Source organism: Paenibacillus eucommiae, assembly GCF_017874215.1.
In the GTDB taxonomy this organism is placed as follows: domain Bacteria; phylum Bacillota; class Bacilli; order Paenibacillales; family NBRC-103111; genus Paenibacillus_AI; species Paenibacillus_AI eucommiae.
In genome coordinates this window covers 195,238-219,273 of record NZ_JAGGLB010000015.1, presented here as the reverse complement: position 1 = coordinate 219,273, position 24,036 = coordinate 195,238, and the positions used below count along the sequence as shown (strand labels likewise).

Here is a 24,036-nt window from a genome sequence, read left to right as displayed (position 1 = left end):
GTCCGCCTTTAAAGATTTGTTCCTACCTCCTCATGTATACCATTCAAGGGAACAAATCTTTAACAGCGGCTGGAGCCCACAGCCATTCCCTCCCCGAACCACCAACATTATGAACACATACCTCAAAGGACGCCCGCAAGGCGTCTTTCTCATCAGTATGAAATATTTTTAATCAAATGCTATTTTTACGCAACTCAAACCACGGCTGATACGTCTATAAGAATAGGGCTTTTTGCTGAATGGTTTATTTTACAAATAAATTTAGATGAATTGGAAGTATACGAATTATTTGGATTCTTGTAAACTAGTAATAGGCCATAATTAAAGGCAGAGGCTTACGAAGATAGTTTTCCTGCGGGGAAGCTTTAAGGAGGATCAGAGACTATGGAAGTTTTAGCACAGAATCATGTAGCGGTTCTCGGTAAGTTAAAAGCCAATTTAGAATCTTGCATTCTCGGAAAAGGCGACGAAATTACGCTTTTGCTAACAGCGATGCTGGCCGGAGGACATGTCCTGCTGGAGGATGTTCCAGGCACGGGAAAAACAGTACTTATCAAAGCACTGGCAAGCTCCATTCAGGGACAATTTCGTAGAATTCAATGTAATCCCGATTTGCTCCCTACAGATATAACCGGTGTTTCTATCTATCACCCGAAGGATGAGAGATTTATATTCAGACCGGGTCCAATCATGACAAATATTTTACTCGTTGATGAAATAAACCGTGCTACAACCAAGACGCAGTCCGCTCTTCTAGAAGCTATGGAAGAGAGTCACATTACTGTAGACGGCGAGCTCCATGAGCTGCCATCACCTTTTCTGATGCTGGCAACGCAGAACCCGATTGATTTTGAAGGTACATATATGCTGCCAGAGGCGCAGCTGGATCGTTTCATGATGAAGCTAAGTCTTGGGTATCCGGACGAAGTAACCGAGCAGCGGATGATATTTTCACAAAGTAAAGTCCATCCTCTGAACCTGCTTGAGCCGGTGCTGGATACAGCAGGGGTGCTCGATATGCAGAGCCAAGTAAGAGATATCCATATCGATGAGGCGGTAGCGGCCTATCTGGTTTCTATTACCAGGTTCACGCGTGAGCACTCCTCCGTATTTCTGGGAGCAAGCCCAAGGGCCACGCTGTCTTTGGTGCTTGCCTCTAAGGCCTTCGCATTTTTAAGCGGAAGGGATTATGTTATACCTGATGATATTAAATATCTAGCTCCTTTTGTCCTTGGGCACAGGATACTCTTACATTCCGAAGCCCGATTGGACGGGGCGTCCGTCACCTCCGTGCTGCGATCGATTTTTGAGCAGGTGCGTGTGCCGGTCCGATTGGAGAAGTGAGGCTGGTGAACGAAGCGTTTTTGAAAAGAATGGGGGATCGCCCCCGTGTTCAAAAGGCTTTTTGGTATGTGCTGGCTGTTTTTGTATTTAGCTTTTTCTTTCTTTTGTTTCAAGGCGGGAAGCTTGCTACGATGTTGTTTACCATAGTGGCCATTCTGTCCGTGTATCTGGTGCTCGGCAATTGGAGCGGAATTAAGCGAGCCCAAGGGGTGAGAACGCTTGCCAATGCTGAGCAGGAAGTCCGGCTTGATGCGGGACAATCCCTCCAGGTGCAGCTGCAGCTGCAAATTCCAGGCGTTTGGCCAGTTCCTTACGTTATGGTCAAGGACAGGCTCATTCGTCAGAACGGTGAAGAAACTGTGTTTGAAGGCTCTCTCGTACCCGATTGGAGACGTAGAGGGGAACTGACTTATCTCACATCCCCGCTTAAAAGAGGGGTATATACATTCGGTATCACAGAATGCGCGACCGAGGATGTATTCGGCTTGTTTCAGCACAGGGGGCGCTTGGAGCTCCCCCAGCAGCTATCTGTTCTACCACAAACCGTTGCGATTAAAGACTGGCTGCAGTTTCATCAAATGCTTAATGGCATGCAGCATCATTCCATCACAACACGGGCGCATCGTGAAACGACACAAATCAATGGCGTAAGAGAGTATATATACGGCGACCGTTTATCCAGAATTCACTGGAATGCCACAGCCAGAACGGGAACCTGGAAATCGAAGGAATTCGAACGGGAGTCCTTGCCCAAAACGGTTTTGATGCTGGACCGCTCCTCGCAGTCCTACATGGACTCAGGTCAGTTTGAGCTGGCGGTATCTGTGGCGGCGTCCTTGTTCCGGTACGGTGTAAGCCGCGAGCTTGCACTAGGGCTTCTAACCGTAGGTACGGACGCGGTGTATGTGGAGCCGAAGCAGGGTCAAAATCACCATAAGCAAATTATGAAGCATTTGGTTCATGTAGAGGCTGATGGGAGTTACCCGCTGTTTCAGATTGTCAAGGAGCGGTCGCGCCAGCTTCCGCCGGGCAGTTTCTTCGTTCTTATTTCTCCGCAAAAGGGAACGGGCATGCTGCAAATTCTGAATTGGCTGCATGAAAGACAACTGAATCCTTGCCATATCTGCATCAATTCCAGCCAAGAGCGACCGGCAGAGAATGCTCCAGAGGAATGGATCAAAAAAATTCGTTCACAGGGTTATATGGGCTATGAGCTGTCTAATTTGACTGATCTGCCTGATGTACTGGGAGGAGCGAAGCGATATGCCTATCGAAAATAAGCCTTGGAAGGGATGGTTGAACTCGGGCTGGTCATCAAGGCTAACAGCACTGCTTGTAGGAGTATTCCTGCTTCAATATGTGAGTTGGATCGTGAAAGAAGAGGTCATATGGTTAATTGAGACTGTACGATTAGTAAAGTGGACGCTTTTTTGGGTGGGGCTTACTTTTTTTATTCCCCGTCTGCACTGGACATACCGCAGTATTTTGCAGTTTATTCTGGTTGTCATCGTACAGATGCGCCTGTTCGGTCTTCATTTTAACGGCCTTCAATTTCGCACGCTAGCCGGATTTAAACAGTCTGTCGCTGCTAACTATTTGCAATTTGAGCCTTTTATTTGGTTTAGCTTATCTGCCTGGCTGGTGTATCTTGGAGCCATCTGGATGGCACAAACAAAATCGAGAATTTATCTTATGATTCTAATGAGCGTTTTGTTTTTTGCTATTCGTGATTCATTCAGTATGCTATCGTTATGGCCGCAGGTGTCCATGATTTTATTTTGCGGCTTTTCGCTGCTGATCGTCAGACATTTCTCAGAGCTGAAAAATCGCGCACCGAAGAGCTGGGAGAAGCTGGCGAAGTATCCCACCTCTATAGGCATTCCAATCATCCTGCTCATAGCAGCGACAATACTAGTCGGGGCGCTTGTTCCTTCGATGAATCCCGTGCTTACAGATCCTTATACAGCATGGAAGGTAAGCAGGGGAGAGTCTGTTAATATGGCGGGGAAAGGCTCTTCAGTGACATTCCCGTCCTCCTCGAATACATCCTCAGGCTACAGTAGAGATGACCGGGAGTTGGGGGGGAGCTTTAGATTTGATTACACCCCAGTCATGACAGTCGATTCGGACAGCAGAACTTATTTCCGTGGAGAGACCCGATCTTTCTACAATGAATCGGGTTGGGAGCCTAGCGCTACGGAAAAACGGCTCCCATTGAGCTCTGTTGAAGATGGCAATTTGCCGGCAGATCCCAGATTTAACTTGTCTGAACTTAAGACAAAGGAAGTGAAACAGACGGTTGTAATGAACAATGAAGAGACCTATCCGGTTTTGTTTGCGGGCTTCTCCTTACAAAAAATTCTGACCGTCAATGAATTTACTATTGGCTTCGATTTTTTAAGATGGTCGCCCAGACAATCGGAGCTGCGCTTCGTTGCAAAGAAAAACTATCCCAGGCAGTATTCAGTCTTATCGCAGCAGCCTGTTGTAGACGAAGAGGCGCTGCGCCAAACGACAGCCAATTACTCAAACCAAGTGGAATGGGAAGAATATCTCCAGCTCCCCGAGGATCTTCCGCTGCGCATACAGCAGCTTGCTATGCAGCTGTCTCAGAATGCTGATAATCCATACGATAAAGTCAAAGAGCTCGAACAGTATTTGCGTCAAAATTTTTCTTATACCAATGAACCAGATGTCAGTAAAGGTGTAAGCAAAGACTTCGTGGACCGCTTTTTATTTGAAATCAAAGAAGGATACTGCGACTATTTTTCTACAGCGATGGTTGTTATGGCGCGAACTATCGGTATCCCGGCACGCTGGGTAAAAGGGTATTCCTCCGGACAAATAGCGATGAGGCCTGATGTGCCAGGCAATGGCGGCTTGCTGAGCCAGGATCCTGACGGACCAGGCGTGTACACCATACGTAATTCAGATGCGCATTCATGGGTTGAAGTGTATTTTGAAGGCTGGGGCTGGATCCCGTTTGAGCCTACTGCGGGTTTTGCGCTTCCGGCTGCTCCAGTGCAGCAAGAAACAGCCCCTGTAACTCCAGTTCCTGAGGATGTGCCTGCCGCTACCCCGGTTGCTGCGCCTGTTGTAGAAGAATCGTCATCTTCTTCTTTTGGACTGTTTACAGTGCTTGGTGCAGTTCTTGTTCTTTTGCTCGCCGGATTATTTGCGGCATTTAAATTTGGCTGGCTGACAGGATGGCGGAATAAAGCAAGAAGAAACCAGGTGACTAACTTTAACCAGAAAATGATTATTGAATTTGAAAGACTGCTGCGACATGGTAAACGTAAAGGGTATCTGCGCCAAGAGCATGAGACGATCCGTGAAGCTATTGCCAGATGGAGTGTGCAAAGCAACGGGATGAAATCTGATCTGGAAACGGTGCTGAAGCTTTTCGAGAAAGCCAAATACAGCAAGGCCGCGGCGTCGGAAACCGATTATATGAGCCTTAACGAGACCATTCATAAATTGCGGACACAAATGAAATAATAAGAGGAATCACTCGTCATTGATGGGTGATTTCTTGTCTGTTGTGCATGGTGTGTCAATCAAAAGCCTTTTGCAACAGAAAGGACAACATGGTATAGTTTCGTATATATCGAGGAACATTTGGAGGGAAGCTGTTTTGTTGCAAAAGCTGGTACCGAAACTTTCCGTAAGTACAATTTACGATATTGATGCCCAGCAGCTGTGGAACTCAGGTATACGGGGGATTATTACCGATCTTGACAATACGCTGGTAGGCGCTAAGGATCCACATGCTACTCCTGAGCTGATAGAATGGTTGAAGCATCTGGAGCAGCTTGGCTTTAAAGTGGTGATCGTTTCGAATAATCATCGGGTGAGGGTGTCCACTTTTGCGGAACCGCTGCGCATCCCGTTTATTTTCAGGGCTAAGAAGCCTACAAACGTTTCGTTCCACAGAGCTTTACAACTGCTGGGCACAGGTGTCAAGCAAACCGCTGTCGTTGGGGATCAGATGCTGACTGATGTGCTTGGCGGCAATAGAATGGGCTTGTTTACGATACTGGTACAGCCTATATCTGTACTGGATGAAGGCTTTTTTACGAAGGTAAACCGCCGTATTGAGAAGCTTGCCTTGTCTTGGATGAAAAAATAATGATTTACATTAGGGTTTTCGGGAGGATTCATGAGTAAAGAAGAAACAATGTATTGTGCTGGCTGTGGCGTACAGCTTCAGCTGGAAGATCCGGGCAAGCTTGGTTATGTGCCGGCGGAGGCTTTTAATAAGGAACCTGTAATTTGTCAGCGTTGCTACCGTATTAAGCATTATAATGAATCATCGAGTATTACGTTGAAACAGGATGATTTCCTGAAGCTTCTTGGTCATGTTGGGCAAACGAATGCACTGGTGATCAACATTGTCGATATATTCGATTTTGAGGGAAGCATGATCAGCGGTCTGGCCCGGTTTGTCGGGAATAATCCGATTCTGCTAGTAGTCAACAAAATAGATTTGCTGCCAAAAGTCACGAATCTAAACAGATTGATCAATTGGATACAGCGCCAGGCAAAAGAGCACGGATTAAGAGTTGTTGATGTTGTGCTTTGCAGTGCTAAGAAAAACCAGGGCTTTGATCGCGTAATTCAATCATTGCAACAGCATCGCGGCAACCGTGATATTTATGTTGTAGGAGCAACGAATGTAGGAAAGTCCACATTGATCAACCGCTTAATTGCTGATTTCAGCGATTTGGAAGCCGAGCTTACGACCTCGCAATATCCGGGAACGACGCTGGATCTCGTGAAAATTCCGCTTGATGACGGGAAGTTTATTGTAGATACACCAGGAATCGTTTATGAGCACCGTTTGACGGAGCTGGTCTCCAAACGTGACTTGACCCGCTTAATGCCGGATAAACCGATAAAACCGATTGTGTTTCAGCTTAATGAAGGCCAGACACTGTTTTTCGGGGCTTTAGCCAGATTTGATTTTATTCAGGGGCCTCGTCAATCGTTTACCTGCTATCTCTCCAATGCGATAGAAATTCATCGTACGAAGCTGGAGCGTGCAGATCAGTTATACGCTGATCACAAAGGTGTGCTTTTGAACCCGCCGAATCTGGAAGAGCTGGAGAACTTGCCTAAGCTGGCGAAGCATCCGATTCATATTCCCAAAGGGAAAGTCCTTGATGTGCAAATATCTGGACTCGGGTGGATTAAAATCAACAGCGACTTGGGAGCTGAACTAGCCATCCATGCTCCAAAGGGAGTTAAGGTTGCAATCAGAGAATCATTGATTTGATCGGAGTTGGAGATACTTTGGAAAATACACGGAGTCTTGACAGCCACACAACGTTATATGGCATATTCGGTGATCCGGTCCGGCATTCCCGGTCACCACTTATGATGAATCGCGCTTTTCTGGAATGCGGAATCAATGCGGCTTATGTGGCTTTTCATGTAAAGCCCGAAGGACTCAAGGATGCTGTAAACAGCATACGTGCGTTAGGCTTTCGTGGAGTTAATGTAACCATCCCGCATAAAGTCGAAGTTATGCAGTATCTGGACGAAATTGATGAAGGGGCCAGGATCATCGGCGCTGTCAATACGATTGTGAACGACAACGGTAAGCTAACCGGCTTTAACACGGATGGGATCGGCTACGTCCGTTCACTTCAAGAGGAGACAGGCATACGTCTTGAAGGTAAGCGTGTGCTGATGCTTGGAGCGGGAGGCGCATCGAGAGGTGTAGCCTACGCTTTTGCGAAAGCTGGAGTTAGTCGGATTACGATTGCTAACCGTACACAGGATAAAGCGATTCAGTTAGCTTCATCTATTGATGCATTTGCGCAATCGGTAGGCATAGGAATGGATAATGAAGAGCTTGATAGAATCATAGAAGAAGCGGACGTTATAGTAAATACTACATCACTAGGGATGCATCCCCATGTTTCTGAATTGCCATTAGTAAGTGAATTGATCAATAACAACCATGTGGTTAGCGATTTGATTTATAACCCGCGTATCACCCGTTTTTTGAAGGAAGCGGAGGCGCGCGGCGCTGTCATTCATGGCGGATTGGGCATGTTAATTTACCAGGGTGCTTACGGTTTTGAATACTGGACAGGAACACCCGCTCCTACTGCAATCATGAGACAGGTCGTGGAACAATCCTTAGAAGACTAAGAATAGAGGGAAAGATTATGTTAACAGGCAAGCAAACCAGATATTTACGTTCATTGGCACACCATCTGGATCCAATTTTTCAAGTGGGTAAGGGCGGGGTTAACAATCATTTAATACGTCATATTGAAGAAGCCCTGGAAGTGAGAGAGCTTATTAAAGTTACGGTGCTTAACAACAGCGGGGAAGACCGCAAGGAAGTTGGCACACAGCTTGCAGAGAAGTCCAAGGCGGAGCTTGTGCAGGTAATCGGCAAGATTATCGTGCTGTATAAGGAATCACGCGATCAGAAGAAAATCCAGCTTCCTAATTAGGGACAAGATTAGGGACAAGGCTTAAACAAAATCGGTGAGGTGGTCGTATGCTTGTTGGCATTATGGGAGGAACCTTTGACCCAATTCATACAGGTCATTTGATCGTAGCGGAACGGGCACGAGTGGCTGAAGGGCTAGATGAGGTGTGGTTTATGCCGACCTACCATTCCCCGCACAAACCAGACGCGCCCAAGGCCACAACACTGCAGCGCTGGGATATGGTGAACAGAGCGTTGGAAGGCAATCCACATTTTCATGCTACAGATATCGAAATCAAAAAGGGCGGCATATCCTACAGCATAGATACTATTAACTACTTGTGCAATCAACATCCGGATAAGGAGTTCTTGTACATCATCGGTGGCGATATGGTTGAATACTTGCCCAAATGGCATCGCATTGATGAAATCGTCCGCAAAATCCGTTTTATTGGACTTGGAAGACCAGGCTATGATCTGAAGAAGGACACGCTTCCGCTTTCCATGAGAAACCATGTGAAGATGGTGGATATGCCTCTTGTGGAAATATCCTCTAGTGCTATTCGTGAAGAACGCTCCAGGGAAGGCTCCATTCGTTATTTGGTGCCTGAACGCGTGTATGATTATATAGAGGTGAATCGATTATATGGACCGTGAGCAGCTAATGGAAGCTGTAAAGGCAAATATGCCGGAGAAACGCTGGATACATACACTGGGAGTTATGGATATGGCCGTACAGCTTGCCCATCGTTATGGAGCTGATCCAGTGAAAGCGGATTTAGCCGCGCTGCTGCATGATTATTGTAAAAACTGGCCGGTTCAGCAGCAAGCGCAGCTGATAAAGGACCACCATTTATCCCAGGATGTACTGGATTTCGATAAGGAACTGTGGCATGCACATGCCGGAGCTTATATGGCCAAGACGCAGTTTGGGATTGAGGATGAAGAAGTGCTGGATGCCATCCGCTACCATACCTCAGGAAGAGAGCGGATGACACTTCTGGATAAGGTAGTATGCCTGGCCGATTATATCGAGCCCGGGCGTCATTTTCCGGAAGTAGATACTATTCGCAAGCTGGCTGAAAAGAGTCTGGATAAAGCGCTGATCGCCGGCTTTGATTCTACAATTGGCTTTCTGCTCAGTAAGGGCAAACGAATTTTTCCTTTAACGGTGCTTACCCGCAATAAATTGCTGGAAGATGGCAAAGCTTTAGAAGAGAAGAAATGAATGATGACATGAACGAAGACAATGAACGAAGAAAAAATGAATATAGAATAAAAGGAGCTGGAATCGAAGTATGAGTTTAAGTCCGAACGCCATAATGGATTTGGTAGTTGATGCTGCGGAAGACAAAAAAGCGATGAATGTTGTCACGCTGAATCTGCAGGGAATTTCTCTGATTGCCGATTATTTCGTCATCTGTCACGGGAATTCGGAAACACAGGTACAAGCAATTGCCTCGGAAGCGAGAAAGAAAGCACAGGAGCATGGCGTGCGGATCAGAGGCTTTGAAGGCATTGATAAAGCAAGATGGGTACTGCTTGATCTGGGTGATGTTGTGATGCATGTGTTTCACAGGGATGAGCGGGAGTATTATAATATTGAGCGACTATGGTCTGATGCCAAGGTTGTGGAACGCGTATGAGTATGGAAGCAGGAGCTCTAGTAAGCCTGAAAATTGCCAGGGAAGTTTCTCCAAACGGATTTTTCCTGACAGATGGCAAACAAGACGTGCTGCTTCCTTACGGAGAAGTAGTGAATACGGTACAGCCGGGTGATAAGGTAGAGGTTTTCCTTTATTTTGATACGCAGGATAGACTGGTTGCCACGATGAAATGTCCGCTTCTTGTTCTTGGTGAGGTTGGGCTGCTTGAAGTGGTGGATGTCCATCCACGGTTTGGTTATTTTCTGGAAATGGGCCTTGGCCGCCACTTGCTGCTGCCGTATAAGCATGTTCCTGAGCTGGAGGAGCTCCGTCCCAAGGTTGGTGACCATATATTTGTATATTTGACGCATGACCGTCAAGGGCGTTTAATCGCCAAGCTGGCTGGCGAGGAGGAGCTTGCTCCTCTTTGTGTGCGTGCCCCCTCCAGCTGGAAAAACCTATGGCTGGAAGCCAGAGTTTATAAGCCGCTGCAAATAGGCACATTTGTTGTATGTGATGCAGGCGTACTCGGTTTTGGGGTGATCGGTCTGATCGCAGCTTCCGAGAGAACCAGCCTGCTGCGCGTTGGAGAACGGGTAAAGGTGCGGGTTACCTTTGTTCGTGAGGATGACGGCAGAGTAAACCTGTCCATGCGTCCTTTCAAGGAACAGGGGCGTGATGAAGACTCCGAGCGTATTCTGAAGTTTCTACAAGAGCGTCCAGGCGGGGCTATGCCTTATTCTGATCAAACTCCTGCAGATGTAATTGCAAGCCGTTTCAGCATGAGTAAAGCGGCTTTCAAAAGAGCGCTTGGCAAGCTGATGAAAGAAGGCTTGATCGTGCAGAAAGAAAACTGGAGTTACCTGAAGCGTGAGGAAGAATCCGCGCAGGAGGCTTCGCCAAATAATTCACAAGACAATTCGCTTAAGACTTCGCCGGAAGCCTCAGAGGGGAACTCAGGAGAAGCGCAGCAAGATGATCTAAAGGGTGCTTCGCAAGAAGCTCCTAAGCAAGAAAGCTAGGGATGGAGCTATCGCAATTATGAGCTATCAACAATTTGCTTACACTTACGATCGATTGATGGAAGGGATGCCATACGAGGAATGGCTCCGCTTCACCAAAGAGGGCTGGAGCCAATTTGGCTTTCAGCCTGCATCGGTAGTCGACCTTGGATGCGGGACTGGCAATTTAGCGATCCCCTTATCGCTGGAAGGGCTTGCTGTAACAGGCATTGATCTTTCGGAGGATATGCTGGCGGTTGCCCGGCATAAGGCGGATGGACAGCCTCCAGGGCCTAAGAGCGGATCTCTCAGCTGGGTACAGCAGGATATTAGGGAGTGGGAGCTGGCAGAGCCCGTCGATGCTGTTATCTGCTATTGCGACAGTATGAATTATTTGCTGGAAGAACAAGATATTCTGGAGGCTCTCCGTCAAACCTATCAGGGCTTGAAGCCTGGAGGCGTTTTTCTCTTTGATGTGCACACGCCGCGGCAGCTTGAGGCTTATGCCGAATCACAGCCTTTTTTTCTGAACGAGGAGGATGTTGCCTACATCTGGACTTCCGAATGGGATGAAGACAGGATGGAAATTGAGCATGCGCTGACGATTTTTGTCAAAGATGCTGCTGCCGCTGGTACGTTTCGCCGAATTGAAGAACATCACATACAGCGTGCATATCCACTGAAATGGCTGGAGGAGCAATTGTATGAGGTTGGCTTTAGCGAGGTCCGGACGGCTGCTGATTTTCACTGGCAAATGCCCACAGGGGCTAGTGAGCGGGCTTTTTTTGCGGCGCGCAAGTAGATTTGCGACTTGACAATGCGGTCTTTTTTTACATATAATCAAAAGAAATCACATGGCGATTGCCGGATCGTTTCGCCCGCGTTAAGGGTCAGAGTGAACACAGGCGAAGCATGCCGCGTGTTAACTAGGGTGGTACTACGGGAAACAGACCTCTCGTCCCTAGCGATATCCGCTAGCGATGGGAGGTTTTTTTAAAATATCTGAACATATCAACCATTATATTTCTAGGCAAATGCTTCTGCCCGCAAAGAGCGGCAGCGTTTACCTTGGCGTCAATTTAGGAGGAATGGATCAATGTCACAGGAAGTAAAAGAAACCAAGGAACAGCTGGGTTATAACCCGCTAACGATTGAGCCCAAGTGGCAAGCTTATTGGGATGCGAACAAAACATTCAAAGTTGCAGAAAACACAGATCAGCCCAAATTCTATGCACTGGATATGTTCCCTTATCCTTCTGGAACGGGGCTGCATGTAGGCCATCCTGAAGGCTATACGGCTAGTGATATTTTGTCACGCTTCAAGCGGATGAAGGGATATAACGTGCTCCACCCTATGGGCTGGGACGCTTTCGGTTTGCCTGCAGAGCAGCATGCACTTGATACGGGCCAGCATCCGCGCGAAATTACGGTCAAGAACATTAACAATTTCCGCAGACAAATTAAATCTCTCGGCTTTTCGTATGATTGGGATCGTGAAATCAGTACTACGGACCCTGAGTATTACAAATGGACACAATGGATTTTTATCCAGCTTTATAACAAAGGTCTCGCTTATGTCGATGAAATTCCGGTGAACTGGTGTCCTGCTCTGGGCACGGTGCTTGCCAATGAAGAAGTAATTAACGGACTTAGTGAGCGCGGCAACCACCCCGTTGTCCGCAAGCCGATGCGCCAGTGGATACTGAGAATTACCGAATATGCAGAGCGTTTGTTAGAAGATCTTGAGGAGCTTGATTGGTCCGAGAGCATTAAGGATATGCAGCGCAACTGGATCGGCAAGTCCAAGGGTGCTGAGGTGCAGTTTGAGATCGAAGGACAAGGCGGAGCTTCTCTGACTGTTTTCACTACCCGTCCTGATACGCTGTTCGGAGCGACCTATTGTGTGCTTGCTCCGGAGCTGGAGCTGGTAAGCCGTATTACGACACCAGAGCAGGCAGCGGCTGTTAGTGATTATCAGGTAAAAGCAGCGCGCAAGAGTGATTTGGAACGTACAGATTTAGCGAAGGATAAATCCGGCGTGTTTACGGGCACTTATGCGATCAATCCGGTAAATGGTGCAAAGGTGCCAATTTGGATTGCTGATTACGTGCTTGGCGGTTATGGTACTGGAGCTATTATGGCTGTGCCTGGCCATGACCAGCGTGACTGGGAATTCGCGAAGCAATTTGATCTGCCGATCATTGAGGTTGTGCAGGGCGGCAATGCTGAGGTGGAAGCTTTCTCCGGGGACGGAGCCCATACGAATTCAGGACTGCTTGATGGACTGCACAATGAGCAGGCTATAGCCGTTATGATTGAATGGCTGGAGAAGCAGGGGAAAGGCCGCGGTAAAATCACATACCGTCTCAGAGACTGGTTGTTCAGCCGGCAAAGATATTGGGGAGAGCCGATTCCGATTATTCATCTGGAAGACGGAACGATGAAGACTGTTCCTGAGGATCAGCTTCCGCTGCTTTTGCCAGAGGTGGATGAAATCAAGCCTTCGGGTACAGGGGAGTCACCGCTTGCTAATGTAACTGACTGGATCAACACCATAGATGCGGAAACTGGCCTGAAAGCTCGCCGTGAAACGAATACAATGCCGCAATGGGCAGGAAGCTGCTGGTATTACCTGCGTTTCATCGACCCGCATAATGATAAGGAGCTTTGCTCCTCGGAGAAGCAGCAGCAGTGGCTGCCAGTAGATTTGTATATTGGTGGGGCTGAGCATGCGGTGCTTCATCTGCTGTATGCACGCTTTTGGCATAAGGTTCTTTACGACCTCGGTGTTGTAGCTACGAAGGAGCCGTTCCACAAGCTTGTCAATCAAGGCATGATTCTCGGTGAGAACATGGAGAAGATGAGTAAATCACGCGGCAATGTTATTAATCCCGATGAAATTGTCAATGAGTTCGGGGCGGATACACTGCGGATGTACGAAATGTTCATGGGACCGCTGGAAGCGACCAAGCCGTGGAATGCTACGGGCGTGGAAGGGATTTATCGTTTCTTAAATCGTGTTTGGAGATTGTTTGTTGATGAGAATGGAAATGTCCATGACAAAATCAGCAGTGATGAGACATTGGGCAGTGAAGCCTTCAAGCGTACATGGCACCGGACAATCAAGAAAATAACCGAAGACTATGAAGCTCTACGGTTCAATACGTCTATCAGCCAATTGATGATTTTCGTCAACGAAGCTTACAAAACGGAGCGCCTGCCACTGGAAGCAATGAAAAACTTTGTACAGATGCTGTCACCCATTGCACCTCATTTGGCTGAAGAGCTTTGGGAAAAGCTTGGCGGCAGCGGATCCATTTCCTATGTTCCTTGGCCACAATATGATGAGGCTTGGACAGTAGATAATGAAATCGAAATCGTCGTTCAAGTAAATGGTAAAATCGTCGATAGAGCATTGATTTCCAAAGACACCGAGGAAGCTGAGATGCAGGAGCTGGCGCTTGGCTTGGACAAAGTAAAAGAAGCGAGCGCTGGAAAAGCCGTTCGCAAGGTCATTGTCGTTAAAGGGAAATTGGTGAACATTGTAGTTGGTTGATGAAAGTCGGTTCATACTGCCGGATAGGCTGGGGGGTTAAAGCTTAGCTGCAAACAGCAGCTCTGCTTTTTCCAAATCCTCTTCATATTTAGCGTGAGTGGCTTGAATGACCTTGTTAAACATGCCTGATAAATTCTCATTCATGATGCGTATTCCTTCTGCTGTGATACCTCCCGGCACGCATACGCGCCGCTGAAGAGTAGAAGGGCTGAAGCCTCCGGTTGTCAGCAGCTTTCCTGTTCCAAGCGCCATTTCACTGGCAAGGAATGTTGCTTCTTCAGCAGAAATTCCTGTTTCTGCTACCGCGGCGTCAATAAAGCATTGAATGACATTAGCAAGAAAAGCGGGACCGCAGCTGGATAGATCAGAGCTAATTCGAGTGTGCTCCTCGGAGACACGAATTGGTGAACTGATGTTCGCAAAGAGATGCTCAAGGAGCTCCTGATCCTCCGGCTGCATGCGGTCTCCATGCATACATAAGGTAACTCCGCTTAAGACGAAATTTGTAATGCTTGGAATCGCCTTGCTGATTTTGGCTGGAAGCAGCTGCTGCAAATGCTTGAGCAAGATCGAACTCGTAATGGATACCACGATTTGATGCGGAAGCACCTCATTTTGAATATCGTCAATCACTTTTTTGTACTCATTAGGCTTTATACAAAGAAAAATGATCTCACTTCCATGCACGACCTCTATGTTGGATTGGGCTATTTGCAGCCCTTGATATTTATGTGCAAGCTCTTCGACTTTGCTGATCGTACGGTTGCCGGCGATAATTTGATCCGGTAACAGCGCACCCGAATGAATAAATGATTCAATAAGTATACTCCCCATGCTGCCAGTGCCGATAAATCCCGCCTTCATGAAATCCCTCCCAGAAAAGTTCAGTCATCCTTGGAATCTGCTGCGTTATTTGTGTTTGCTTACATGCAGCTGGAATTGTAATCAAAATACTTTATGACCCTTATGAATAAACAATTAAAGTAATCTAGCTTCCTCATGTATATGCAGGGGCGATCTGAAATAGACCTACAAAAGGAGGGAATTTGTGAATTTAATAACAAAAAAAGGAGTTCCATTTCTGCTTGCTGCCATTTCGGTCCTGCTGATATTTGTTCTTGTGCGGCAGTTCGGGCAGGGTGGATACGAATCCGCAATGGGATTTTCCCCAGTCAACGAACAGATGAGCCAGCTGATTGATCAGACGTCAAAAAATTCGGTGCAGAATAAAGCATCCAATGCCAATGCCAATCCCAATCCCAATCCCAATCCAAAGTCCGAGCTAAAGCTCGTTGTTCCTGCTGAGAATAAGTCGAGCGCTCCTCCAGATGAATTTACTGCAGGAACACCTGCAGCCAAAGCGTCTGCCCAGCCGAATACCGCAGCTCCTCAGTCCACGGCATCAGGAATGAACAGTACTAATAAGGAAGACAGTGCGAATAAAAAGGAAGAAGACAGGCTTGATCTGAACGCAGCAACCCTAGAGCAGTTGGATGATCTTCCCGGAATCGGGGAGAGTAAAGCCAAAGCCATTCTCGCCTACCGCCTTCAGCAAGGAAGTTTTAAGAATGTTGAGCAATTGATCGAAGTAAAAGGCATTGGGCCCAAAATGCTTGCCAAGCTTATCCCTTATGTCTATGTTGAAAATCAGTAAGAATGCTTTCTATTTGCTAGAAATTATGAGAAAATAACAAGGAAGTTATATACCTAGGAGGAATGTTAAAAGATGTCTGAAGATCGTAAATTATCTCTTGATACTTTAGCTGTACATGCAGGACAGGAAATTGATCCAACCACGATGTCACGGGCAGTACCGCTGTACCAAACTACTTCTTACGGCTTTCGTGATACGGATCATGCCGCAGATTTATTCGCATTGAAGGAATTTGGCAATATTTATACCCGCATCATGAACCCAACCACCGATGTGCTTGAGAAAAGGGTAGCCGCACTGGAAGGCGGATTGGCGGCGCTTGCTACGGCTTCAGGTCAAGCTGCCATTACATATTCGATTCTTAATATTGCTGGAGCGGGTGATGAAATTGTATCCGCATCTACTTTATACGGAGGCACTTACAATTTATTTTCTACGACGCTCTCCAAGCTTGGGATCACTGTTCGTTTTGTTGATTCATCCAATCCGGAAAATTTCCGGGCAGCTATTAACGATAAAACAAAAGCCGTTTTTGCTGAATCCATTGGCAATCCCAAAGGCGATGTGCTCGATATAGAAGCTGTCGCAGCGATTGCCCATGAGCATGGCCTTCCGTTAATTGTGGACAATACATTCCCAAGCCCTTATTTGCTTCGTCCAATTGAGCATGGAGCCGATATCGTTGTTCATTCTGCCACGAAATTTATTGGCGGGCATGGAACTTCAATTGGAGGCATCATCGTAGATGGCGGCAAGTTCGATTGGAAGGCCAGCGGTAAATTCCCCGGCCTTACTGAGCCGGATCCAAGCTACAATGGTGTAGTCTATACGGATGCTGTTGGTCCGGTTGCATATATTATTAAAGCGCGCGTGCAGCTGCTACGTGATATGGGAGCTTCGATTTCGCCATTTAACTCGTTCTTGCTGCTGCAAGGGCTTGAAACGCTGCATTTGAGAATGGAGCGCCATTGCTCTAATGCCAAGCAGGTTGCAGAATTTCTGGAGAAACACGAATCCGTAGAATGGGTAAGCTATGCTGGTCTTAAGAGCCACCCATCCTTTGGACTGGCGCAGCACTACTTACCTAAAGGTCAGGGAGCGATCCTGACTTTCGAAATCCGCGGCGGTCTTGAGGCGGGACGCAAGCTTATCAATGCTGTTAAGCTGCTTTCACATCTGGCCAATGTTGGAGATTCCAAATCGTTGATCATTCATCCTGCGAGCACTACGCATCTGCAGCTTAAAGAGCAGGAGCAGCTTTCAGCTGGCGTAACACCTGGCTTAATTCGTCTATCGATTGGAACAGAAGGAATCGAAGACATTCTCTTCGATCTCGAGCAAGCTATTCAAGCTAGTCAAAACTAACGGAGGAAATCGATGACAAGCCGCAAAGATTGGGACACTTATTTTATGGATATCGCTTATATGGCCTCGACACGCTCACAGTGCAGCCGCAGACATGTTGGTGCCGTACTGGTACAAGGGAAGAAGCTCTTGGGAACAGCCTACAACGGTGCGCCTATGGGCATTCCTGACTGTCTGGAAGCTGGCTGTATGCTTGTAGAGGAAATTGAGCTGAAGCTGCAGGACGGCAAAGAAGAGCTTGTGCGCAAGCAGCGCTGTATTCGAACTATACATGCGGAGCAGAATCTTCTGTTGTTCACGGATCGTGAGGATCGGGAAGGGTCTACGGTTTATGTAACTGACCAGCCCTGCTGGACCTGTGCCAATATGCTGGCTAACAGCGGCATCACGGAAATTGTCTACCATCGGGCATATCCAAAGGATAGTGACAAGGTTATCGATTTAATGACACACCGGGGCATGATCTTTCGCTGTATGGAGGCTTACGAGCCGCCTCATGGCGTGATAATGGAAGTTAGTAATTAAGCTGAACCGAATATTAAATCAGTAAAAAGGGAGCACCTTTTTCCGCATGCGAGCTGCAGCGGGGGAAGGTGCTTTTTTTTGCGCTGGGGTTGGAAAGGCATTAAGCAAAAAAATACCCAAAGAAAGATAGGAGGGGTGACTTGAAGCGACCCATTGTACTCTTGGTTTGCTTGTGGATAACTGGGAATGTGCTTGCGTTATATGTAAGCTTGCCGTGGTTATCCTTATTTTCGAGCCTGCTGTTTGCAGGTGCAGCAGTGCTGTTTATGGTTTTCCGGCTGCCGGGCAGGCTGCCGGTCTGCGCATTGCTGCTGGTCCTCATATCCATGGGATATTATGAGTGGCATGACCAGCGCAATGTTACCGTCCTGCTCCCGCTCGCGCAAGAGCAAGAGCTCTCCGGCAGCGGCGCAGGCCTGCGCGGCCGGCTGGCCGGCCCTGTCGCCGTCGATGGCGACAGGGCCAGCTTTGCCCTTGAAGCGGAATCCATCCGCTTCGAAGGCAAGGACGCGTTCCCCATGCGGGGCGAACGCGTCCAGGTTTCGCTGCGCCTGCTCCGTGAAGAGGAGCAGGCGCTAGCGGCGGGCTGGCGTCGGGGCGACGCCCTGACGCTGCAGGGCACGCTGCGCAGCCCCTCGCCAGCCCGCAACTTCGGCGGCTTTGATTACCGCCGCTACTTGCGCCTGCACCGCACACATTGGCTGATGACAGCCAAAGGAGCAGATCAGGTGCAGGTCGAGACGACACCGCTGCGCTTCAGCATCGGCCAGCTGCTGCGCTGGAATGACGGGCTGCGCAGCGCCCTGGACAAACGCATGAACAGCATTTTTCCGGGGGAGCATGCCGGGTTTATGAAGGCGCTTCTGATCGGCCTGCAGGACGATCTGGATGCAGAGCGCTTTCAGCAATTTTCCAATTTGGGGTTAACCCATATTTTGGCTATATCAGGGCTGAATGTTGCGGTTTTCCTTGGTGTTTTCATCTGGTTCATGCGCAGGCTCAGAGTGACCAAGGAAACTTATTTACTGCTGGCAATTGCTCTGCTGCCTTGCTACATCCTAATTACCGGAGCATCGCCTTCCATTGTACGCGCAGGAATGATGGCCATGATCGCTTTATTTGCGGCAAGAAAAGGCCTCTTGAAAGATGCCCTTCATTTAACGGCAATTGTCGCCTGGCTAATGCTGCTCTGGAATCCGTATTATCTGCTTGATGTCAGCTTCCAGCTTTCTTTCCTCGTAACTTTAGGCCTTATTGTCGGAATTCCCAGAGTAAACAAGCTGCTCCCTATTGCTTCCCCCGCATTGAAAAATTCCTTGTCCATCACTATAGTTTCTCAGCTTATTTCATTTCCTGTCTCCATCTATTATTTCAATCAATTTTCGCTGCTTTCATGGGCGGCCAATATGGCTTTGGTTCCACTCATTAGTATGGTTGTATTTCCCTCAGGTATTGCTGCTCTGGTACTGGGACTTATTTATATCCCTTTCGGCAGAAGCATCGGCTGGCTTATATCCGGTCTGAACGATATGATATTTGCGCTTACTGCGTATTTGCAGCAGTTTCGCCTTTTTCAAACCATTTGGCCTTCACCAAGCTTGCTTTGGATGGCTGCCTATTATTTATTGTTCATTCTCCTTTACATGCTATTAGAAAAAAGAAGAAGCAGTAAGGAAGCTGATCAACTGATGCAAGTGTCCTTGAAGCCGCGGTTATTATCAATAGGTCTTACTCTTTCTCTGGCCAGTCTGATGTTGCTTTTGTGGATCGGGTATACACCTGAGCGCTGGAATCAGGCAGGTACTGTGCAATTTATTGATGTGGGCCAAGGAGACGGAATATTGATCCGTACACCAGAGGGGAAGCACATCCTAATTGATGGAGGGGGGACACTAAGCTTTCGCAAACCGGGAGAAGAATGGAAGGACCGGAAGAACCCTTATGAAGTTGGCCGAAAGCTGCTCGTACCGATCCTGAAAAAGCGGGGGGTACATCAGCTGGATATGGTTATTTTAACGCATCAGGATGCTGATCACAGCGGAGGTTTGCAGGCGGTTCTGGAGCAAATACCTGTTAAGCAGTTTTGGTTTAACGGTACTTATAAATCGAATCAAGCGATGGAACAATTGTTTCGTACAGCGCTGGAACGTAATATTCCTCTTATGTCCCCTAATCAAGTCAAGACTATAACTGTGGACTCGAAAACAAACCTTCAATTTCTTTATCCGTTTCCAAATAAAGAGGCTTCTATCAGGCTTGAGAAGGAACAAAATAATCAATCCCTGGTTTTTCTATTACATATGGATGGAACAACGTGGCTGTTTACAGGTGATATGGAAAAAACTACGGAGGCAAATGTGCTGGAGTCTTTAACCATGGACAATACATTTGCGCCAATTGATGTTTTGAAGGTGGCCCACCATGGGAGCAAAACCTCCAGTACACAGGAATGGATTAACTATTGGAAGCCTCGCCTTGCGGTTATCTCTGTGGGAGAGACGAACAGCTATGGGCATCCATCGCTTGAAGTGTTGCAGCGGTTAGAACAGCAGGATATGGTCATTTACCGTACGGACCAAATGGGAGAGGTGCAAATAAAGGTAAAGAGCGGTATCTTATATGAGCGGACAAAGCTGGACTGAGAAATAATGCATTTTTTATAGTTTCTGAATTACTAAGGTACTAGGAAAACATAGTACTATATGCCTTGAATTCACAGGGTTACAATGAGGAGTAGTCGTTTTTTTTGAGCTCACGAGATTTCATAAAAAATTAATATTTAGCTGATCATCACGTATGACGCACGGAAGGGGGCGGGTGACAAAGAAAGGAATTTGTTTATATGAAACTTTTTTGGTTGTCAGTCGTCTACTTAAAAGGAGATTAACAGGTCATTTCTTGTGTGAATCGTTTTTTGCAGTTATGATTCATATATATACTGGAGCATATTTTTTTGCTATTCTATTATAGATTATGTATTACAGAAGTATTTTACTATATGAGTGCAACATTATTTGCGGCAGTGCCGTCTGTAAGGTTGCAAGAGGGAGGGATCCCAGTGGTAGCGCCCGAACTGGTAAGAAACGCTCAAACCGGTGATCGAGATGCTCTCATTACCCTGTTGCGAGAAATTGAAACTCACGTCTATCGTACGGCTTTTTATATTTTGGGGAACGAGCAGGATGCTATGGATGCTTCTCAAGAAGCGCTTATTCGTATCTATACCAAAATTAACTCCTACGAAGAGAAGGCGCTTTTTAAAACGTGGGTGCAGCGTATTGTCACTAACATTTGTATCGATAAATTTCGTAAAACGAAGCCAACCATTTCCATTGATGAGCATGAGCTCAGTTTCACTTCGTCCCAAAATGTCGAGAATGAGATTATGGACGGATATTTGGCTCAAGACATTCGCGAGGCGATTGATAAACTGCCGGATCACCATCGTTCTGTAGTGGTTCTTCGTTATCTTCAAGATTTTTCGTATCACGAAATTGCCGAATCACTTGATTTACCTCTGAATACGGTGAAATCCTACCTCTTTAGAGCTAGACAGCAGCTGCAAACATTACTCCAAGAATATCAGAAGGGAGGTGTTCGGGGATGAATTGCCAAGAGGTGATGGAGCTAATGCAAAGACAACTGGACGATGATTTGAATGCGCAGGAACATGAACAGCTATCTGCTCATATTGCGTATTGTAAGGAATGTGCTGAAATATTTGAACGGTTGAAGATGTTGTCTGACGAGCTGACGAACTTACCGAAAGTAGTTCCTGCTTATAGCCTGGTAGATGCTATTCTGCCCAAGCTAGGTGAAATCGATAGGCAAGTTATTGCAGGCTCTGGTCAAGAAAGTACTCAAAGCTCTAAGACAATCCCGGCCAATCAACAGCCTCAACCCAATCCTCGAACACGACGACGTTTTGGATCGCAAATTTCCTGGAAGCTGGTAAGTGGTGTTGTTGCCGCAGGGCTTGTACTGGGGTTTGCTATTTACAATCCGAAGAATCCTTTGTCTGATTCAGCGTTTGATTTGATTCAGTCAAAGAGCACCCAAATGGAAACAACCTCAGAGGGTGCGAGCGATAGTGCCGGAGGAAATGCCAACAGCTTTTCAGCTAAGGTAGAGGAGAACGCTCCTTTGTCCGGTGATATGAAAGCCCAGGATCAGAAGGGATCTGCTTCTGCCAGCCCGGCTGCAGGTGCAGAGAACGACAAAGAGTTACAGAATAAATTAGAGGTTACTGAGAAGCCGGAGGTAGAAGAACAAACGGCTACTCCAACCCGGGGAACAGATGATAAGAACAAAGGTGATAAGAACAAAGGCGAGAATCGGGAAATTAACAAAGAAATTAAGAAAGATGCACCTGCTGTAGGAGCAACGAGTAATGGGGGGGCTCCCACTGCACCTGGTGCCTCTCCAACCGGGACATCTGCAGACCAACCCTCTGATATGGAGGCCTCGAATGTAGAGGACCCCAATATACAGAGTGATAAAGCGAATGATGAGCCTTTAACTTCGGGCGCAGCTCCACCGTCAGTTTCAACAGAGAAAAGCCTTGGTGGTGAGGCGTATAAAAATGAAGCAGGCGTCAAGCAACCTTCTTTCTCTGCGATCACTTCTTTGATGCCTGAGGAAACTTTGAAATCCAAGGATGATAAATATTTGGCCGCTATAGAACAGCATCATGTTACGATTAAAGATGCGGCTACAGCAGAGGTGATTTTCTCCTCAGAGCGGGTTTGGAAGGAAGGCGAGGGCATTACTCTGGTGGAATGGTCGGAAGATGGCAAGCTAACCTACCAGGTCAGCAGCAATCAAACCAGTCAGAGTTTTCAAATCGATACGGCCAGCAAAACAGAGATTGTAATAAATAAAAGTTCAAGCACCAAATGAAAACTGGAGCATATCTTATCATATATCACTTGTTAGTGAATGCTCCCGTATTACAATCATCAGCGCGAGGTTTCTAGAGCCTTATCTCTGGTGTTTAAATAAAGTAAGGGGATTTCGTCCAAAATCATTTGATTTTGACGAAGTCCCTTTCTTGTTGGTAAGATGTAGGTGAGGTGGCGACTAATGGATCCGAAGAAAGCTTTGAAAAACATACAAGCCGGGAAGCCGGAGCCGGTATATTTGTGCTATGGTCCGGAAAAGTATAGAAGAAGGGCGTTTATACAAGCATTATCCGATTCATTGATAGAGCCGGAGCAAAGGGAATTTGCTGTAAGCAAATTTGATCTGTCGGAAACCAGCCTTGATTCTGTGCTGGAGGATGCAGAGACACTGCCTTTTATGGTGCCAAGAAAGCTGATTATTGCTTCGAATGCTTTATTTTTTACGGGCGCTAAAGAACGTACTAAGATCGAACAGCCAATCGACAAGCTGCTGGATTATCTCAAATCGCCGGTGGATTATACGGTTATTGTATTTACGGTGGATGCCGATAAGCTGGATGAACGCAAAAAAATAGTGAAATTGCTGAAGGACCGGGATGCCGCGCTCCCATTTCTCTCCTTGAACCCGGAGGAGCTGCAGACCTGGGTGTACAAGCAGGCGCAGAACTTGGGGTTCTCCTTTTCGAACGAAGCGTTGGAGCAAATTATTTTGTATACGGGCGGCGACCTGCAGGCTTTATCTGCGGAAATAGAAAAGATTTCCTTGTATGTCGGAGAATCCGGTGTGGCATCCTGCGAAGTGGTTGATCAGCTGGTGGCCCGCAGCACAGAGCAGAATGTATTTATTCTTATTGAGGATATCGTCCAGCTGCGCCTGGAAAGAGCTTTTGTGATTCTTGAGGATCTTTTCATGCAGAGAGAAGAGCCAATAAAAATTTTGATGCTGATCGCCAGACAGTTTCGGATTATTTGGCAGGTGAAGGAGCTGGTCCGACAAGGCTATTCACATGCGCAGATAGCTTCGCAGATTGGTCTCCATCCTTTTGCTGTCAAAATAGCAGAAGGTCAGGCGAAAAAATATGATAACGCCAAGTTGGGGCAAATCATAGCGCAGCTGGCCGATCTGGATTTCCAGATGAAAAGCGGGCGCATTGATAAAGTGCTGGGTCTGGAGCTTTTCCTGCTTAAGCTTGCTGCTTAGGCTTTTTTTTGCTTAAGCAGGTTGCAGGCTCAAGACAGAGCTGAAGTTGCAGAAATGTAAAAAAGTCCATTCTCTTTAAGAGAGTGGACTTTTGTCGATTATGTTCGTTAGTGATTAGGCTTGAGCCGAAAGTGCATTTAGCCTTTTAGCCAGGCGGGATTTCTTGCGGTTAGCGGCATTTTTATGGATTAAACCTTTGGAAGCTGCTTTGTCCAATTTCTTGGAAGCAAATACTAAAGCTTCTTTGGCGGAATCTGCATTTTTACCAGCAACGGTAGTTTCAAAGGCTTTCACAGCTGTACGCAGTGAAGACTTCTGAGAGGCGTTGCGAAGACGACGCTTTTCGCTGACCTTTACTCTTTTGATAGCGGATTTGATATTTGGCATGACGATTC

At 47.0% G+C, this 24,036-nt stretch carries 22 protein-coding genes; 20 read left to right on the top strand and 2 right to left on the bottom strand.

Annotated features, from left to right (window positions below; genetic code table 11):
• Window positions 1-384: 384 nt before the first annotated feature.
• The 13 genes from J2Z66_RS21790 to leuS all read left to right on the top strand — a co-directional run bounded on the left by J2Z66_RS21790 (window position 385) and on the right by leuS (window position 13,995).
• Window positions 385-1,344: an AAA family ATPase gene (locus J2Z66_RS21790; protein ID WP_209974300.1), complete on the top strand. Its 960-nt coding sequence runs from the start codon at window positions 385-387 to the stop codon at window positions 1,342-1,344.
• 5 nt (window positions 1,345-1,349) lie between these two features.
• A complete protein-coding gene (locus tag J2Z66_RS21785) occupies window positions 1,350-2,624 on the top strand; it encodes a DUF58 domain-containing protein (RefSeq protein WP_312894693.1) in 1,275 nt (424 codons plus the stop codon).
• Window positions 2,608-4,842: a transglutaminase TgpA family protein gene (locus tag J2Z66_RS21780; protein ID WP_209974298.1), complete on the top strand. Its 2,235-nt coding sequence runs from the start codon at window positions 2,608-2,610 to the stop codon at window positions 4,840-4,842. Before J2Z66_RS21785 ends, J2Z66_RS21780 begins: the two co-directional genes overlap by 17 nt.
• Before the next feature lie 136 nt (window positions 4,843-4,978).
• Window positions 4,979-5,473 (top strand): YqeG family HAD IIIA-type phosphatase, encoded by a 495-nt coding sequence (locus J2Z66_RS21775; RefSeq protein ID WP_209974296.1) that lies wholly within the window; start codon window positions 4,979-4,981, stop codon window positions 5,471-5,473.
• A gap of 30 nt (window positions 5,474-5,503) precedes the next feature.
• Window positions 5,504-6,619 carry a ribosome biogenesis GTPase YqeH gene (gene yqeH / locus J2Z66_RS21770; protein WP_209974294.1) on the top strand — a complete coding sequence of 372 codons (1,116 nt, stop codon included), beginning with the start codon at window positions 5,504-5,506 and terminating at the stop codon, window positions 6,617-6,619.
• Window positions 6,620-6,636: 17 nt separating this feature from the next.
• Entirely contained in the window at window positions 6,637-7,503 is an 867-nt protein-coding gene (locus tag J2Z66_RS21765; protein ID WP_209974292.1) for a shikimate dehydrogenase, read from the top strand.
• 17 nt (window positions 7,504-7,520) lie between these two features.
• Entirely contained in the window at window positions 7,521-7,814 is a 294-nt protein-coding gene (yhbY, locus tag J2Z66_RS21760) for a ribosome assembly RNA-binding protein YhbY (protein WP_209974290.1), read from the top strand.
• 47 nt (window positions 7,815-7,861) lie between these two features.
• Complete coding sequence (locus tag J2Z66_RS21755) at window positions 7,862-8,449, top strand: nicotinate-nucleotide adenylyltransferase (protein WP_209974288.1); 588 nt, start codon at window positions 7,862-7,864, stop codon at window positions 8,447-8,449.
• Window positions 8,439-9,020 (top strand): bis(5'-nucleosyl)-tetraphosphatase (symmetrical) YqeK, encoded by a 582-nt coding sequence (gene yqeK, locus J2Z66_RS21750; protein WP_209974285.1) that lies wholly within the window; start codon window positions 8,439-8,441, stop codon window positions 9,018-9,020. The genes J2Z66_RS21755 and yqeK overlap by 11 nt, the downstream gene beginning before the upstream one ends.
• Before the next feature lie 70 nt (window positions 9,021-9,090).
• Window positions 9,091-9,438, top strand: a complete 348-nt coding sequence (gene rsfS, locus J2Z66_RS21745; RefSeq protein ID WP_209974283.1) for a ribosome silencing factor — start codon at window positions 9,091-9,093, stop codon at window positions 9,436-9,438.
• Window positions 9,435-10,460 (top strand): CvfB family protein, encoded by a 1,026-nt coding sequence (locus J2Z66_RS21740; protein WP_209974281.1) that lies wholly within the window; start codon window positions 9,435-9,437, stop codon window positions 10,458-10,460. The genes rsfS and J2Z66_RS21740 overlap by 4 nt, the downstream gene beginning before the upstream one ends.
• Before the next feature lie 19 nt (window positions 10,461-10,479).
• A complete protein-coding gene (locus J2Z66_RS21735) occupies window positions 10,480-11,241 on the top strand; it encodes a class I SAM-dependent DNA methyltransferase (protein WP_209974279.1) in 762 nt (253 codons plus the stop codon).
• A 294-nt stretch (window positions 11,242-11,535) separates the two neighbouring features.
• The gene (gene leuS / locus J2Z66_RS21730) at window positions 11,536-13,995 is read left to right on the top strand and encodes a leucine--tRNA ligase (RefSeq protein ID WP_209974277.1); all 2,460 of its coding nucleotides are present in this window, start codon (window positions 11,536-11,538) and stop codon (window positions 13,993-13,995) included.
• A gap of 36 nt (window positions 13,996-14,031) precedes the next feature.
• Here leuS and comER read toward each other — a convergent pair whose 3' ends face one another.
• On the bottom strand, window positions 14,032-14,859 hold the full coding sequence (gene comER / locus J2Z66_RS21725; RefSeq protein ID WP_209974276.1) for a late competence protein ComER: 828 nt from the start codon (window positions 14,857-14,859) through the stop codon (window positions 14,032-14,034).
• Between the two features lie 184 nt (window positions 14,860-15,043).
• Between comER and J2Z66_RS43870 the strand changes: the two genes are divergently transcribed.
• From J2Z66_RS43870 to holA, 7 genes are all read left to right on the top strand, one after another.
• Complete coding sequence (locus J2Z66_RS43870) at window positions 15,044-15,649, top strand: ComEA family DNA-binding protein (RefSeq protein WP_209974274.1); 606 nt, start codon at window positions 15,044-15,046, stop codon at window positions 15,647-15,649.
• Window positions 15,650-15,721: 72 nt separating this feature from the next.
• Entirely contained in the window at window positions 15,722-17,014 is a 1,293-nt protein-coding gene (locus J2Z66_RS21715; protein ID WP_209974272.1) for a homocysteine synthase, read from the top strand.
• A gap of 12 nt (window positions 17,015-17,026) precedes the next feature.
• Window positions 17,027-17,539 carry a deoxycytidylate deaminase gene (locus J2Z66_RS21710; RefSeq protein WP_209974270.1) on the top strand — a complete coding sequence of 171 codons (513 nt, stop codon included), beginning with the start codon at window positions 17,027-17,029 and terminating at the stop codon, window positions 17,537-17,539.
• Window positions 17,540-17,679: 140 nt separating this feature from the next.
• On the top strand, window positions 17,680-20,181 hold the full coding sequence (locus tag J2Z66_RS21705; RefSeq protein ID WP_245375721.1) for a DNA internalization-related competence protein ComEC/Rec2: 2,502 nt from the start codon (window positions 17,680-17,682) through the stop codon (window positions 20,179-20,181).
• A 416-nt stretch (window positions 20,182-20,597) separates the two neighbouring features.
• Window positions 20,598-21,146, top strand: coding sequence for an RNA polymerase sigma factor (locus tag J2Z66_RS21700; protein ID WP_209974268.1), 549 nt, complete (start codon window positions 20,598-20,600; stop codon window positions 21,144-21,146).
• The gene (locus tag J2Z66_RS21695; RefSeq protein ID WP_209974267.1) at window positions 21,143-22,438 is read left to right on the top strand and encodes an anti-sigma factor family protein; all 1,296 of its coding nucleotides are present in this window, start codon (window positions 21,143-21,145) and stop codon (window positions 22,436-22,438) included. The genes J2Z66_RS21700 and J2Z66_RS21695 overlap by 4 nt, the downstream gene beginning before the upstream one ends.
• A gap of 183 nt (window positions 22,439-22,621) precedes the next feature.
• Window positions 22,622-23,641, top strand: coding sequence for a DNA polymerase III subunit delta (gene holA / locus J2Z66_RS21690; protein WP_209974265.1), 1,020 nt, complete (start codon window positions 22,622-22,624; stop codon window positions 23,639-23,641).
• 114 nt (window positions 23,642-23,755) lie between these two features.
• Here the strand turns inward: holA and rpsT are convergent, their stop codons facing one another.
• Window positions 23,756-24,028, bottom strand: a complete 273-nt coding sequence (rpsT, locus tag J2Z66_RS21685) for a 30S ribosomal protein S20 (RefSeq protein ID WP_209974263.1) — start codon at window positions 24,026-24,028, stop codon at window positions 23,756-23,758.
• Window positions 24,029-24,036: the final 8 nt, after the last annotated feature.